Source organism: Allobosea sp. 05L423 (assembly GCF_056397745.1).
On the sequence record NZ_JBFTOA010000001.1, the window covers coordinates 368,943 to 384,471 of the forward strand.

Annotated in this window: 10 protein-coding genes; 7 read left to right on the forward strand and 3 right to left on the reverse strand. The window is 67.6% G+C overall.

The window, feature by feature from the left end; genetic code table 11:
- Positions 1-77: 77 nt before the first annotated feature.
- The 4 genes from ftsZ to recN all read left to right on the forward strand — a co-directional run bounded on the left by ftsZ (position 78) and on the right by recN (position 5,863).
- Entirely contained in the window at positions 78-1,784 is a 1,707-nt protein-coding gene (gene ftsZ / locus AC1DNE_RS01820) for a cell division protein FtsZ (protein ID WP_441469684.1), read from the forward strand.
- 301 nt (positions 1,785-2,085) lie between these two features.
- Entirely contained in the window at positions 2,086-3,033 is a 948-nt protein-coding gene (gene lpxC, locus AC1DNE_RS01825; protein WP_441469683.1) for a UDP-3-O-acyl-N-acetylglucosamine deacetylase, read from the forward strand.
- A 165-nt stretch (positions 3,034-3,198) separates the two neighbouring features.
- Positions 3,199-4,122 carry an outer membrane protein assembly factor BamD gene (locus AC1DNE_RS01830; protein ID WP_441469682.1) on the forward strand — a complete coding sequence of 308 codons (924 nt, stop codon included), beginning with the start codon at positions 3,199-3,201 and terminating at the stop codon, positions 4,120-4,122.
- Positions 4,123-4,183: 61 nt separating this feature from the next.
- Positions 4,184-5,863, forward strand: coding sequence for a DNA repair protein RecN (recN, locus tag AC1DNE_RS01835; RefSeq protein WP_441469681.1), 1,680 nt, complete (start codon positions 4,184-4,186; stop codon positions 5,861-5,863).
- Positions 5,864-5,931: 68 nt separating this feature from the next.
- On the opposite strand, the gene aidB is transcribed toward recN, so the two are convergent.
- Positions 5,932-6,753 (reverse strand): AidB family quorum-quenching N-acyl homoserine lactonase, encoded by an 822-nt coding sequence (aidB, locus tag AC1DNE_RS01840; protein ID WP_441469680.1) that lies wholly within the window; start codon positions 6,751-6,753, stop codon positions 5,932-5,934.
- A gap of 360 nt (positions 6,754-7,113) precedes the next feature.
- On the opposite strand from aidB, the gene AC1DNE_RS01845 reads away from it, so the two are divergent.
- Positions 7,114-9,144: a DEAD/DEAH box helicase gene (locus AC1DNE_RS01845; protein ID WP_476766284.1), complete on the forward strand. Its 2,031-nt coding sequence runs from the start codon at positions 7,114-7,116 to the stop codon at positions 9,142-9,144.
- A 391-nt stretch (positions 9,145-9,535) separates the two neighbouring features.
- Here the strand turns inward: AC1DNE_RS01845 and AC1DNE_RS01850 are convergent, their stop codons facing one another.
- Positions 9,536-10,327 carry a DUF2189 domain-containing protein gene (locus tag AC1DNE_RS01850; RefSeq protein ID WP_441469678.1) on the reverse strand — a complete coding sequence of 264 codons (792 nt, stop codon included), beginning with the start codon at positions 10,325-10,327 and terminating at the stop codon, positions 9,536-9,538.
- 350 nt (positions 10,328-10,677) lie between these two features.
- On the opposite strand from AC1DNE_RS01850, the gene ligA reads away from it, so the two are divergent.
- The gene (gene ligA, locus AC1DNE_RS01855) at positions 10,678-12,858 is read left to right on the forward strand and encodes an NAD-dependent DNA ligase LigA (RefSeq protein ID WP_476766286.1); all 2,181 of its coding nucleotides are present in this window, start codon (positions 10,678-10,680) and stop codon (positions 12,856-12,858) included.
- 140 nt (positions 12,859-12,998) lie between these two features.
- On the opposite strand, the gene AC1DNE_RS01860 is transcribed toward ligA, so the two are convergent.
- Positions 12,999-13,973 carry an AraC family transcriptional regulator gene (locus AC1DNE_RS01860; protein WP_476766287.1) on the reverse strand — a complete coding sequence of 325 codons (975 nt, stop codon included), beginning with the start codon at positions 13,971-13,973 and terminating at the stop codon, positions 12,999-13,001.
- A 95-nt stretch (positions 13,974-14,068) separates the two neighbouring features.
- Between AC1DNE_RS01860 and AC1DNE_RS01865 the strand changes: the two genes are divergently transcribed.
- Positions 14,069-15,313 (forward strand): MFS transporter, encoded by a 1,245-nt coding sequence (locus AC1DNE_RS01865; protein WP_476766288.1) that lies wholly within the window; start codon positions 14,069-14,071, stop codon positions 15,311-15,313.
- Positions 15,314-15,529: the final 216 nt, after the last annotated feature.

Sequence of the window (15,529 nt, forward strand, 5' to 3'; positions counted from 1 at the left end):
GGGCGAGCCACGGCGTCAAACGTAGTAATCGGGACGGCTCCCGCCAGGCGCCGGACACAGGATCAAAAGAGGCAACCATGGCGATGAATCTGCAAGCCCCGGACATCCGGGAACTGAAGCCCCGGATCACGGTCTTCGGCGTCGGCGGAGCCGGCGGCAATGCCGTCAACAACATGATCGAGGCCGGCCTCGACGGGGTCGATTTCGTCTGTGCCAACACCGATGCCCAGGCTCTGGCGCTCTCGCGCGCCCCGCGCATCATCCAGATGGGCCTGCAGGTCACCGAGGGCCTCGGCGCCGGCTCGCAGCCGGAAGTCGGGCGTGCGGCGGCCGAGGAAGTGATCGACGAGATCCGTGATCACCTGGCGGGCGCACACATGGTCTTCATCACCGCGGGCATGGGTGGCGGCACCGGCACCGGCGCCGCTCCGGCCATCGCCCGCGTCGCCCGGGACATGGGCATACTGACCGTCGGCGTCGTCACCAAGCCGTTCCAGTTCGAGGGGCAGCGCCGCATGCGCATGGCGGAGGCCGGCATCGGCGAGCTGAACGAAGCGGTCGATACCCTCATCGTCATCCCGAACCAGAACCTGTTCCGCGTCGCCAACGAGACCACCGGCTTCGCCGACGCCTTCGGCATGGCCGACCAGGTGCTTTATTCGGGCGTCGCCTGCATCACCGACCTGATGGTCCGCCCCGGCCTGATCAACCTCGACTTCGCCGACGTGCGCGCCGTCATGCGCGGCATGGGCAAGGCGATGATGGGCACCGGCGAATCGCAGGGCGAGAAGCGCGCGCTGACCGCCGCCCAGGCCGCGATCAACAACCCGCTGCTCGACGACGTCTCGATGAAGGGCGCGCGCGGTCTGCTGATCTCGATCACCGGCGGGCGCGACATGAAGCTCTATGAGGTCGACGAGGCCGCCACCCGCATCCGCGAGGAGGTCGATTCCGAGGCCAACATCATCGTCGGCGCCACTTTCGACGAATCGCTCGAGGGCACGGTCCGCGTCTCTGTCGTCGCTACCGGCATCGACAAGCCGATCTCCCAGCATGGCGAGGTCGACGAGACGGAAGCCCGCATCGCCCAGGTCGCCGAACGCCTGAAGCAGGAAGCCCGCCTGCGCAGCAATGCTACCGCCGCTCCCCGTCCCGTCGCCCAGATGGCGCCGGCATCGATCCCGGTGATCGACACCACCCGCCTTGCGCCTGCCGCCGAGCCGGCGCCGATCGCCCCGATCGCGCACGACATCCGGATCGAGCCGGTGCAGCCCCGCCCGGTGATGGTCGCCGCTCCGGCTCCGGAGCCGGTCCACCATGCCGAGCACAACCTGCATCTCGACGACAGCTTCATCCCGCCGATGCCGGAGCGCGCCGTCCGCCCGACCCGCATGCCGCGCGTCGAGGATCTGCCGGTCCCGGGCCAGGCTCAGCTCAACGCCCAGCGCGGCGCCCAGCCGGCGCCGCTGCCGCCGAATGCCGTCGAGCAGAAGCGGATGTCGCTGATGCAGCGGCTGGCCTCGGTCGGATTCGGCCGCAAGGACGAGGAATATGCCGAGCCGGCGCCCGCCCCGGCTCCGGTCCGCCAGGCGCCGCAGGCCCCGGTGCCGCAGGCGGCCGCGCCGAGCGCTGCCCATGCCGAGTATATGCGCCGCCCGGCTCCGCAGCCGGCCTCGCGCCCGGCCCAGGGCCAGCTCGACCCGCATGGCCGAGTCGCGCCGACTCGCACCAGCGAGGAAGACCACCTGGAGATTCCCGCTTTCCTGCGCCGCCAGGCGAACTGAGCTCCAGCCGTTCTTGACGGTTCTGCAACAAATCCCGCCGCGGTCTTCCGCGGCGGGATTTTCGTTGTTAGAAAATCGTTATCTTTCAGCGTGTTATAAACGCCTGTCCGCGGGCTTTCGATTGTAACACAGCGAAAGAAAGCGTGATTTTGAGAGGTTGCCCCCAGAGCTTATGTTGCAGCTGCATCAAGAGGATAGCGCGTTAGGTCTGACCTGACGTCAACCTCGGAAGACATCGTCGGCGTCGGCCACTGCCCAGAGCAGGTTGGGTGCGGTCCGATGATCAGGATTGGATAGCGGAATGAGCTTCGATCGGCAGACGACCTTGCGGGCAGCAGTGACCCTGACCGGGATCGGTGTGCATTCCGGAGCCCCCGCCAGCATCTGCCTGAAGCCTTCCAGCGCGAATTCGGGCGTCGTCTTCCTGCGGACCGGCATCGAGGGCATGCCGCCCCAGCTCATCCACGCCAAGCACAACAAGGTCAGCGCCACCGAGCTCTGCACCGTGATCGGAGACCGCGGCCCCGCCTCGGTCTCGACGATCGAGCATCTGATGTCGGCCTGCGCCGGCCTCGGCCTCGACAATGTCTTGATCGAGATCGACGGCCCCGAAATGCCGATCATGGACGGCAGCGCCACCGCTTTCGTCACCGCGATCCAGACGACCGGGACGGTCACTCTCCACGCGCCGCGCCGCTATCTCAAGGTCCTCCAGCCCGTGCGGATCGAGAACGGCCGCGCCTTCGCCGAGCTGATGCCGGCCGAGCAGGGCTTCCGCCTCGATGTCGAGATCGATTTCGACAGCGCCGTGATCGGCCGCCAGCGCAAGATCTTCGACCTCGACGCAGAGACCTATGCCCGCGAGATCTCGAAGGCCCGCACCTTCGGCTTCATGCGCGATGTCGAGCAGCTCTGGAAGGCCGGCTTCGCGCAGGGCGCCTCGCTCGAAAACACCGTGGCGATTGGCGAAGACAAGGTCATCAATCCCGAGGGGCTGCGCTACAGCGACGAGTTCGTGCGTCACAAGGTGCTCGACGCGATCGGCGACCTCGCGCTTGCCGGCTATCCGATCATCGGTGAGTTCCGCTCCTATTGCGGCGGCCATCGCATGAACGTCCGCATTCTCGAAGCGCTCTTCGCCGACCGCGCCAATTTCGCGATCATCGAGGCCCAGCCGGTTTTCGCCACGCCGCGCGCCGTGAAGATGGCTGCAGCCGCGCCGGCTGCCTACGCGCCGGATCTGCACTGAAAAGTCGCGGCGGCGCTTTTCGCCTTTCCTTCGCCGGGTTTTTGTCCCAGATGCCGCATGGTGGCGGAATCGCGCCCTGACCGGTTTTCGGCAGTGGCGCGGTGGAAGCGTCTGAGGTAAGGCATGCTTCCCGCCAACTGGGACGATCGAAAGAGGACGGACGACGTGAGCGTGAAGCGGCATAGCCTTCCGGCAATCCATCGCGGCCAGTATCCGCGCAAGGGCATCGCCCTGGCGCTGGGCGCCGCCATGCTGCTCGGCGGCTGCGATACGCTGTCGTCGCTCAATCCCTTCGACAAGCCCGAGGTCTACAAGCCGGACCTCACGCCGCCCGAGCCCGCCGACAAGCTCTACAACGAGGGTCTCGCACGCCTGCAGAACGGCGACAGCGAAGGCGCGACCAAGAAGTTCGAGGGTATCGACAAGGCGGCGCCGTTCTCGCCCTACGCACGCAAGGGCCTGCTGATGACGGCCTACACCAATTTCCAGGCCTCGAAGTGGGAAGAGGCGATCACCGCCTCCAAGCGCTTCATCGCCCAGAACCCGGCCAGCCCCGATGCTGCCTACGCGCAGTACATCATGGCAATGTCCTATTATAACCAGATCCCTGACACGACACGCGATCAGGAGCGCACGGTTCAGGCGATCCAGGCTTTCGAGCAGCTCATCGCGAACTACCCGAAGTCGGAATACGTGCTGGACGCCAAGGAGAAGCTCCTGGTGGCGCGCGACCAGCTCGCCGGCAAGGAGATGAACGCCGGGCGCTACTACCTCGAGAAGCGCAACTACACCGGCGCGGTGAACCGCTTCCGCGAGGTGATCATCAAGTACCAGACCACGCGCCATGTCGAGGAGGCGCTGATGCGCCTGACCGAGGCCTATATGGCGATGGGCATCACCAACGAGGCGCAGACCGCCGCGGCCGTGCTCGGCCACAACTTCCCGGACAGCCCCTGGTACAAGGACGCCTACAAGCTGCTGCAGAGCGGCGGCCTGGAGCCGCGCGAGGATCGCGGCTCCTATATCAGCCGTGCCTTCGACGGCTTCCAGCGCACGGTCGGCGGTCTTCTCGGGTTCGGTGGGCGCTGACGAGGCGTCCATGACGGGCCTCGGGCGACGCTGCCGGCACCGGAAACCGAGCTGAGCGCCGATGCTGGCGCAGCTCTCCATTCGCGACATCGTTCTGATCGACCGGCTCGATCTGGGCTTCCGTGAGGGCTTGAGCGTCCTCACGGGCGAGACGGGCGCGGGCAAGTCGATTCTGCTCGACGGTTTCGCGCTTGCGCTCGGCGGGCGCGGCGACGGTTCGCTCGTCCGCCACGGCGAGGCGCAGGGGCAGGTCAGCGCCGTTTTCGATCTGCCGCTCGACCACGCCGCACGCAAGCTGGCCCATGCCCAGGAAATCGACACCGACGGCGACCTGATCCTGCGCCGGGTGCAATATGCCGACGGGCGCACGCGCGCCTTCATCAACGACCAGCCGGTTTCAGTGCAGATCCTGCGCATGGTTGGCGCGGCGATCGTCGAGATCCACGGCCAGCATGACGACCGTGCGCTGACCGATCCGGCGCAGCACCGCGCCATACTCGACGGCTTCGGTGATCTGGAGAGGCAGGCGGAAGCCGTCTCCGAGGCCAGCGAGACGCTGAAACGGGCGCGGCAGGCCCTGCAGTCGCAGCGCATGCGGGTCGAAGCGGCGCGCAAGGAGGCGGATTTTCTGCGCCATGCCGTCGAGGAGCTCGGCAAGCTCGCGCCGCAGCGGGGCGAGGAAGACGCGCTCGCCGCCACCCGCCAGTCGATGATGCAGGCGGAGAAGGTGGCGCGCGACCTCATCGATGCGCATGAGGCGGTCGGCGGGCAGGCATCGCCTGTTGCCACGCTCGCCGCGGTTCTGCGCCGGCTGGAGCGCCGGGCCGGGCAGGCGCCCGGGCTGGTCGATCCGTCGATCGCCGCCCTCAACACCGCCATCGTCGCGCTGGAGGAGGCGGGGGAGACGCTTGCTGCGGCGATGCGCGCCGCCGAATACGACCCGCGCGAGCAGGAGCGGATCGAGGAGCGGCTCTTCGCGTTGCGTGCGGCGGGACGCAAATACGACGTGCCGGTCGATGGGCTGGCGGTCCTGGCTGCCACGATGGCGAGCGACCTCGCGGCGCTCGACGAGAGCGAATCATCCTTGTCGCGACTGGAAGCCGAGCTGAACGAGGCGGAGGGCACTTTCCTCGCGCGGGCGCAGGTCTTATCGGAGGCGCGCAAGGCGGCGGCGGCGCGGCTCGATGCCGCCGTGAAGGCCGAATTGCCGCCGCTCAAGCTGGAGCGGGCGCGTTTCATCACCCGGGTCGAGAGCGATGAGGCCGCGCGTGGGCCAGAGGGCTTCGACCGGGTCGAGTTCTGGGTCGAGACCAATCCGGGCACGCGGCCGGGGCCTATGATGAAAGTCGCCTCGGGCGGCGAGCTCTCGCGCTTCATGCTGGCGCTCAAGGTCGTGCTGGCCGAGCGCGGCTCGGCCCCGACGCTGGTCTTCGACGAGATCGACACGGGCGTCGGCGGCGCCGTCGCAGATGCGATCGGCGAGCGGCTGGCGCGATTGGCCGGACGCGTGCAGGTGATCTCGGTCACCCATGCGCCGCAGGTCGCGGCCAAGGCCGGTCAGCATTTCCTGATCGCCAAATCGGCGGAAGGCGAAGCCGTGCGGACGGTGACGCGCGTCACAGTGCTGGCCGAGCAGGCGCGGCGCGAGGAGATTGCGCGGATGCTTGCCGGAGCCTCGATCACCGAGGAGGCGCGCGCCGCGGCCGGGCGCCTGCTGGAAGCGGCGGGATTGCGCGGCTGAAGCGAATTCTCTGAAGTCGTCATTCCGGATCTGCGCTTCGCTTGCCCGGAATGACGACGGTTGATGACCTACGCGGCGACCAATTCGTAGCCCGCGCCCTTCTTGACCACCCGCCGGAAGCCCTCAACATGGCCGCCGCAAACCAACCAGTTCTCATGCGCGGCGCGTTCCAGGATGCCGCGGCGGGAGGCTAGCGCAGTCGCAGCGTCGAGATCGTAGACGAAGCCGATATCCGGTTCCAAGGCCTGGAGGTCGGAGAGATGCAGCGCATCGCCCCAGAGCAGCAGGCTCTCGTTCTCGCCTTCGATCAGATAGCCGCTATGGCCGAAGGTGTGGCCGGGCAGGGGGAGCAAGCTGATGCCGGGCCGCGCCTCGCCGGCCGGAACGGAGCGGATGCGACCGGCATAGAGCTTCTTCAGCGTTGCCGTGATGGCGAAAGCGCCGTGCTTCTTCTCCGGCACCCGTGCGCGATTGGCCTCGTCGCCATAGAAGCCGAAATCGGCCTCGGGCACGATGATCTCGGCATTCGGGAAGCGGGCTGCATCGCCGTCGAACAGGCCGAGCGCGTGGTCGCCATGAAGATGCGTGATCAGCACGCGGGCGACATCCTCTGGTGTAATCCCGGCGGCGGCCATGGCCTCAGGGGCATGGCCCATCGCGGCGCCCCAGGAGGGGCCGGTGCCAGCATCGATCAGCGTGATGCCATCCGATCCCTTCAGCGCGAAGCAGTTCACGACGATGTTGATCTTCGGCTTGCCCCAACGCGCCAGCGCCTCGTCGCGAGCGGCCGCGCCGTCGGCGTGGATCAGCACATCGAGCGGGGCCTCGAAGACGCCGTCATGCAGGATCGATATCTCGTAGGCGCCGATGCGGCGGGACTGCAGGACCATGGCTGTTCTCCGCTGCGGCATCTTGCACGTTCGGTGAAGCTGGGAAGCTAGTGGGCCCGCCGCCTTGCCGGCAAGGCGCGTCCGGCCCGGCCCGGCCCTGCGCAGGGCGCGGGAATGCCGCATTTCCTTTTGTGTCGCTTTGCTTTATGAGCTGCTGTCATCCGATGGTGCAGCTGCCCGTTAGATCGCCATGCGTCCTGCTGGACGCCCCTGGGGGCGACCTAATTATTTGTTTTGGCATCGGATTTTCTGAGAAGTGAGACCCACTTTTCGGTCCGATTACCAAATGCCGCCTGAACCCATCGCCACGCTTCGCGCCGTTAATTCATCTTACGCCGCAAACCTTTAGGCCCTTATCGCATGTCCTTTTCCCTCACGAGCCCGCCGCTCGCGCGCGCGCTCGCCGATCGCAATTACTCCGACCCGACGCCGGTGCAGAGCGCCGTGATCGAAGAGGCCGCCCGCGGGCGCGACCTCTTGGTCTCATCGCAGACCGGCTCCGGCAAGACCATCGCCTACGGTCTCGCGATCGGCGAGACCCTGCTGGGCACCGCCGAGAAGCTCGGCCCCGCCGCCGAGCCGCTTGCTCTCATCATCGCGCCGACGCGCGAGCTTGCCTTGCAGGTGCAGCGCGAGCTCGCCTGGCTCTATGCTCAGACCGGTGCGCGGGTGATCTCCTGCGTCGGCGGCATGGACCCGCGCCGCGAGGCGATGCTGCTCGACGAGGGCGCCCATATCGTCGTCGGTACGCCCGGCCGCCTGCGCGATCATATCGAGCGCCGCCGCCTCGACGTCTCCGCTCTGAAGGCTGTCGTGCTCGACGAGGCCGATGAGATGCTTGATCTCGGCTTCCGCGACGATCTCGAATACATCCTGAAGACCACGCCGGCGGAGCGCCGCAGCCTGCTGTTCTCGGCGACCTTCCCGAAGGCGATCGTCCAGCTCGCGCAGAGCTACCAGCGCGATGCGCTGCGCATCGAGGTCGAAGCGACCCGCCGCGGCCATGCCGACATCGCCTACAAGGCCGTGCGCGTCTTCCCGAAGGAAGCCGAGCTCGCGGTCGTCAACCTGCTGCGCTTCCATAATGCGCCGGTGGCGCTGGTCTTCTGCAACACCCGCAATGCGGTGCGCCATCTCGAGGCGATCCTGCTGGAGCGCGGCTTCACTTCGGTCGCGCTGTCCGGCGAACTCGGCCAGAACGAGCGCAATGCGGCGCTCCAGGCGCTGCGCGACGGACGCGCGCGGGTTTGCGTCGCGACCGATGTTGCGGCGCGCGGCATCGACCTGCCGGGACTCGACCTCGTCATCCATGCCGAATTGCCTAATGATTCCGAGGTGATGCAGCATCGCTCGGGCCGCACCGGCCGCGCCGGCAACAAGGGCACGAGCGTCCTGCTGGTGCCGCAGTCGCGTCGGCGCAAGGCCGAGCGCCTGCTGATGGAAGGCAAGGTCGAGGCCGAGTGGATCGGCCCGCCGACGCCGGAGGAGATCCGCGCGCTCGATCAGGAGCGCCTGCTGGCCGACCCGATGCTCAGTGGCGAGACCGGCGAAGACGATGTCGGCATGATCGAGGCGCTGATGGCCGGCCGCGAGGCGCGCGACATCGCTGCGGCGCTGGTCAGGCTCTATCGGGCGCGGCTGCCGGCGGCCGAAGAGGTCGGCGATCCCGGCTTCGGCCGAGACGAGCGCCGTCCGGTTCGTTCGAACGAGGACTATGCCGCCAAGCGTCGGCCCTTCGGCGCGGGGCGCGACGAAGGCGAGGATGGCGAGCGGCCGCGCAAGCCGGCAGGGCCACGCGGGGATACCGTCTGGTTCCGGCTCGACATCGGTCGCAAGCAGGGCGCCGATCCGCGCCAGCTGCTGCCGATGCTGTGCCGGCGCGGCCGGATCACGCGCGACGAGGTCGGCGCGATCCGCATCTTTGATCGTGAGACCAAGGTCGAGATCGATGCCGAGGTGGCCGAGCGCTTCTACGAATCCGTGCGCATCCCCGATCGCGACAAGATCGTGATCGAGATGGCGGAAGCGGACGAGCGGCGTCCGGCGAAATCCTTCGCCGACAAGGCCGAGCGTCCGGCCGCGCCGCGGAAGAGCTGGGGCGATGATAAGGTGGCTGGCGAGGACAGGCCGCAGCGGCCACGCTTCGAGCCCCGGGACGCGAATCAACGCGCGCCGCGGGGAGAGGACCGCCAGCCCTATCGCGCCGACAGCAGGCCCGCGCGCGACGACGCGCGTCCGCCGCGCCGCGACGACGGCAAGCCCGGTGGTGGCGGCTTCAAGAAGCCCTATGCTGGGAAGGGCAAGCCTTTCGCTGGCAAGCCAGAGGGCGGGCGCCCGGCCGGCGGCAAGCCGTTCGGCAAGGGCAAGCCGCGCGGCGGCCCTCGCGGCTGAGCTTCAGCCTTTACACAAAGCGCCGTCAGCCCGGACAAGCTGCGCAGCAGCGCCGATCCGGGATCGATCGTAGAGCTCTGCGCTCTATGATGGATCCCGGGTCAAGCCCGGGATGACGGCGCTATTTCTTTGAAGATCGGTGCGCTTCAAGCCGTCGCCCGTTGGGTGGGCGCTTCCGGTCCCCCGCCTCAGCGCAGGCCGAGGAAGGAGAGAATGGCGAGGACGACGACGACGAGGCCGACGATATAAATGATGTTGTTCATGAAAAACCCCCTGACTAAATGGAGCCGTCAGGCTCGATCTGGCAGGGAGTGAACCCCTTTTGGGGGCAAAAAGTTCCCGTATCGACAGGAGCGCGCGCCCGTGGCGCGCTCGACCCCAGGCCGGCCGGTCAGCCCACGACCTTGCGATAGAGATGCCAGGTGGCGTGGCCGAGAACCGGCATGACCACGACCAGCCCGACCAGCACCGGCAGGCAACCGAGCACCAGAAGCCCGGTCACGATCAGGCCCCAATACATCATCACGCGCGGATTGGCCTCGACGGCGGCGATCGAGGTGCGGATCGCCGTGGGCGCATCGACATGCCGGTCGATGATCAGCGGGAACGACACCACCGAGATCGCGAAGGCGGCGATCGCGAAGAGCAGCCCGAGCGAGTTGCCGATGACGATCATGATCCAGCCATCGGCCGTGGTGAAGACGGCACGCAGGAAATCTGCGGTCGAGACGTCGGCCGGCAGGCCGAGGATCCCGCGATAGAGGAACCAGGCGCTGAACAGCCAGGCGAGGAAGAGCCCGGTCAGCATCGCGCCCAAAAGGACGGTCTGCCCGATCGACGGCGAGCGCAGCACTTCGAGTGCGTGGGACCAGGACGAGTCGAGCCCCTTCTCGCGGCGGCGGCTCACCTCATAGAGCCCGATTGCGGCGAAGGGGCCGATCAGCGCGAAGCCGCTGAGCAGCGGGAAGAGCAGGGGGAAGATGTTGTAGCTCACGGTGAGCTGCGCCAGCAGGATGCCGGCGATGGGATAGATCACGGCGATGAAGACGAGATGGCTCGGTTGCGCCATGAAGTCTTCCCAGCCGCGCTGCAGCGCCTCGCGCAAATCCCTCGTGGTGATGGTCTTGATGCGCGGCTGCGAGAGCGTGACGATGTCATGTACGGTGCCGTCAACATTGGCCATGGCGAGCCTCCCGGTTCCGGCCCGGTTCACCACGGCTGTCGACGTGTCCTTGGCGTCAACGGCCGATGGCGTCGAGCTTCCAATTCCCAGCGCCTAAACTATACGCGCGAAAGCCGGATTTGTCGCAAGGCATCTCGCGGATGTGAGGATTGGCCCCCCGAGCCCTCATCCAGAGGAGCCGCGCCTGCGGCGTCTCGAAGGATGTTCCAGGCGGTCCGGAGCCATCTGGAGCATCCTTCGAGACGTAGGCCGATGGCCTGCTCCTCAGGATGAGGGCCGCGGGGCTGGAGCGGCGCGAGGCAGCGGTTCCTGCCCTTCCTCGTCACCGCCATCTCGCCTAATGCTGTGCCATGAGCGACTCCGACGACACCGCCCTCTCCGAAACGCCCGTTGCCGAGCTGACGCCGCGCAAGGCGAAGGCCGAGCACGAGCAGCTCGCAGCGCAGGTGCAGGCCGCGAACGACGCCTATTTCCAGGACGATCAGCCGATCATGGACGACGCGGCCTATGACGCGAAGCGTCGGCGTCTGGTCGCGCTCGAGGAGGCTTTTCCAGGGCTGAAGGAAACCGGCGGCGTCAGCGGCAAGGTCGGCGCCAAGCCTTCAGGCAAATTCGCCAAGATCCGGCACCGTGTGCCGATGCTCTCGCTCGACAACGCCTTCTCTGATGAGGCCGTGGCCGAGTTCGCGGGCCGGGTCTACCGTTTCCTCGGCCGCAGGGAAGAGGAGGGCGGCATCGCCTTCACCGCCGAGCCGAAGATCGACGGCCTATCGCTCTCGCTACGCTACGAGAAGGGCGAGCTGGTTTCGGCTGCGACGCGCGGCGATGGCGAGGAGGGCGAGGACGTCACCCTCAATGCCCGCACCATCTCCGAAATCCCCGGAACGCTCGCCGGACCGGATGTGCCTGAGATCGCCGAAGTGCGCGGCGAGGTCTATCTCGGTCATGCCGATTTTGCGGGGATCAACGAACGCCAGCGCGAGAAGGGGCAGCCCGAATTCGCCAATCCGCGCAATGCCGCGGCAGGCTCGCTGCGCCAGCTCGACGTTAGCGTCACGGCCTCGCGGCCCCTGCGGTTTTTTGCCTATGCCTGGGGCGAGATGCCGGTGTTGCCGGCGCCGACGCAGATGGGCGTGGTCGAGGCGTTCAAACGCTGGGGTTTCCGCACGAACCCGCTGATGAAGCGCTGCGAGAGCGTGGAGGAGCTGATCGCGCGGTACCGGCTGATCGAGAGCCAGCGCGCGACGCTCGGCTACGATATCGACGGCGTGGTCTACAAGGTCGACGATCTCGCGCTGCAGGCCAGGCTCGGCTTCGTCTCGCGGGCGCCGCGCTGGGCGATCGCGCACAAATTCCCGGCGGAACTCGCGACAACCGTTCTCGAAGCGATCGACATCCAGGTGGGCCGCACCGGCGCGCTCTCGCCGGTGGCGCGGCTGAAGCCGGTGACGGTCGGCGGTGTCGTCGTGACCAACGCGACGCTGCACAACGAGGACTATATCCGCGGCTTCGATTCCAAGGGTTCACCGATCCGCGACGGCACCGACATTCGCATCGGCGACACGGTGACGGTGAAGCGGGCGGGGGACGTCATCCCGCGCGTCGAGGCGGTCGATCTGTCGAAGCGGCCGGCGGATTCGAAACCCTATGAATTCCCGACGCTCTGTCCGGCCTGCGGCAGCCATGCGACGCGGGAGCTCAATCCGCGCACCGGCAAGGAAGATGCGGTGCGCCGCTGCACCGGCGGCCTGATCTGCCCGGCGCAGGCCGTCGAGCGGCTGAAGCATTTCGTCTCGCGCGATGCGATGGATATCGACGGGCTCGGCGACAAGCAGATCGAGTTCTTTCACAGCGATCCTGAACTGCCTGTGAAGGAGCCCGCCGACATCTTCACGCTGGCCGAGCGCGATGCCGCCAATCTCAAGAAGCTCAAGGACAAGGAAGGCTTCGGCGCCGTCAGCGCGAAGAAGTTGTTCGACGCGATCGAGGATCGGCGCCGGCCGCCGCTCAACCGCTTCATCTTCGGGCTCGGCATCCGCCATATCGGCGAGACGACCGCGCGGCTTCTGGCGCGGCATTACGGTTCGTTCGAGGCGCTGCGGGCAGCCGGCATAGCGGCTGCCGACGAGGCCTCGCCCGAGCGGCAGGAACTCGACGCCATCGATAGCGTCGGCCCCACAGTGGTCGAAGCGCTGATCGAGTTCTTCGGCGAGCCGCATAACGAGGAATTGCTCGACCGCCTGCTGGCGCAGGTCTCGCCGCAGCCTCTCGAGGCGGTGGCCTCGGCGAGCCCCGTCGCTGGCAAGGTCGTGGTGTTCACCGGCGCGCTGGAGCGGATGACCCGCGACGAGGCCAAGGCGATGGCCGAGCGGCTCGGCGCCAAGGTCGCGGGCTCGGTGTCGTCGAAGACCGACCTGCTCGTGGCCGGACCGGGGGCGGGCTCCAAGCTCAAGGACGCTGCGAAGCATGGCGTCGAAGTGATCGACGAGGCCGGCTGGTTCGATCTGGTGGGTGGAAGCGCCGGGACCTGAGCGCGGAACCCATGACCGCAACGGTTGCCGTCATGGTCGGGCTTGTCCCGACCATCCACGTCTTCGTGGTCGAGGGTCGTGTTCAAGACGTGGATGCTCGCCACAAGGGCGAGCATGACGACAACTGGGTCGCCTGTCAGCTACTCCGCCGCTTCCGCCGGCGGCGTGAACATCGCGGCCGGCTGCGCCTCGCCCGCCGCCCGCACCTGGCCCGGTGCCGTGCCGGTAACGCGCTTGAAGGCCCGGCTGAAGGAAGCCTCGGACTCGTAGCCGAGGCGCTGCGCGACCACCGCGATCCGCAGCTTGTCGCGGGCGAGCCATTGCCGGGCCTGATGCATCCTGACCTGCGCGACATAGCGGGCCGGAGTCTCGCCGACGACCTCGGCGAAGCGCTCGGCGAAACCCGAACGGGAAGCGCCCATCAGCTCGGCGAGGCTCTCGACCGTCCAGTCCGCCTCGGGATGGGCGTGGATGGCCGCCAGCACCTTGCCGATTGTCGGGCAGCGCGCCGCAGCGACCCAGCCCTTGGCGGCGCCGCAGCCGCGCTCGACCCACGCGCGGATGATCGCGGCTGCCAGCACGTCGGCGAGGCGGGCGAGGATGCCGCCAGCACCGACCCGGTCCATCGCGACTTCGCGGCCCATCGCCTCCAGCAGATGCGGGATGCCGGGCTCGTTGGCGATGAAGTCGCTCATCCGCATCAGGTCAGGCATCAACCGCAGCAGCGGGTGGTCGAGATCGACATTGAAGGTCATGCGGCCGGTGAAGAGCAGCATATGCTCGCCGGTGCCGCCGCCCTCGACATCGAAGATATTGCCATAGGTTTCGCGCACCCGGCAGTCGCAGGGCGGGGAGGCGACGACCTCTGGCGAACTCGCCAGGACATGGCCGCCGCCGCGTGGCAGCAGCACGGCGTCGCCATCGGCGAGTTCCAGCCATTCGCCGGCCTGCGTCTTCAGCCAGCAGCGGCCGCGCGAAATGAAGTGGAAATAGGCTTCATTGGTCGGGGGGAAGGCGACGCCCCAGGGCGCTGCCAACTGGCAGCGGCTGTAGTCGACGCCGTCGAGTCTCAGGCCCCGGAGCATCTCTGTCAGGTGGTCGGCGGAAGCGGTCATGGCAATCCTGGACGAACGGTCATGAGATGCGGATGATATAGCATGGAAACTCCACGAGGCCACGCCCATCTTCCGGCGACTTCATGGAGACCCCCATGTCAGATTCCCTGTCTGCCACTGCACTTGAATTCGACGACACCGCCGAGGATGCTCGCGAAAAGCCGGCTTGGCCCGCTGTCGTCTCATTGACCTTCGGCGTCTTCGGCCTCGTTACCGCCGAGTTCCTGCCCGCCAGCCTGTTGACCCCGATGGCCGCCGATGTCGGCGTTTCCGTCGGAGCCGCCGGGCAGGCCGTGACCGCAACGGCGGTCGTCGGCGCCATCGCCGGCCTCGCCGCCGCCATCGTGACGCGCGGCATCGACCGGCGCCTCGTGATCTGGTCGCTGACCGGACTGCTGATCGTCTCCAGCGCGCTCGCCGCCGTCGCCACCAATCTGCCGACGCTGCTTTTCGCCCGTGTCCTGCTCGGCATCGGGCTCGGAGCCTTCTGGTCGATGGTGGCGGCGACCGCGATGCGGCTCGTGCCGCCGAGCGCCCTGCCCAAGGCGATGTCCCTGATCTTCACCGGCGTTTCGGTTGCGACGGTGAGCGCGGCGCCGATCGGCGCCTATGTCGGCAACCTCTGGGGCTGGCGCGTCGTGTTCTGGCTGTCGGCTCTGATCGGCGTGGCGACGCTCATCATCCAGATGGCGGTGCTGCCGCGGCTGCCGGCGCGCGGCTCGCCCGACATCCGCACGCTCTTCCGGTTGCTCGGCCAGCCCAGCATCGCGCTCGTCCTGGCCGGCATCGTCGTGGTGATCTCCGGGCACTTCGCCGGTTTCACCTATGTGCGACCGTTCCTGGAGCAGATCCCCAAGCTTTCGGTCGAGGCGATCTCGCTCGTCCTGCTGGCCTATGGTGTCGGCGGCTTCTTCGGAAACTTCCTGGGCGGGGCGATCACGGCCCGCAGCGCCAAGGCCTCGGTGATCTTCGGCGCCTTCGCGATCGCGCTGATGGGGGTGAGCCTGCTGTTCGCCGGCGCCTCGCCGATCGCCTCGGCGGTCGCTGTCGGTCTCTGGGGCTTCGCCTTCGGCGCGCTGCCGGTGGGCTTCCAGACCTGGCTGGTGCGCGTCGCACCGGAAGAGGAGGCCGAATCGGCCGGCGGCCTGCTCGTCGCGGCCTTCCAGGTCGCGATTGCGAGTGGCGCCATCTTCGGCGGGCTCCTGGTCGACGGTTTCGGCACGCTCGGTGTGATCGCCTATGCCACCGTCGCGACGCTGGTCGGCGGGCTCGGCGTGCTCCTGCTCGGCGCGAAGAGCCCCGAGCGGGTCGGTGCCGGCAGCGCCTCCCACGCCATCTGAGATCGCTGTTCGAGCATCTGAGCCCTCATCCTGAGGAGCAAGCCGACGGCTTGCGTCTCGAAGGGTGCTTCAGAGGGTTCCGGAGACATCTGGATCGCCCTTCGAGACGGCCCTTCGGGCCTCCTCAGGACGAGGGCTCGAAAAGGTGCTCCGGCCGAACCGTGAATCCCATCGCCGGGCAACGAAACACATCGGGCGCGTGATGCGCCCGATCAC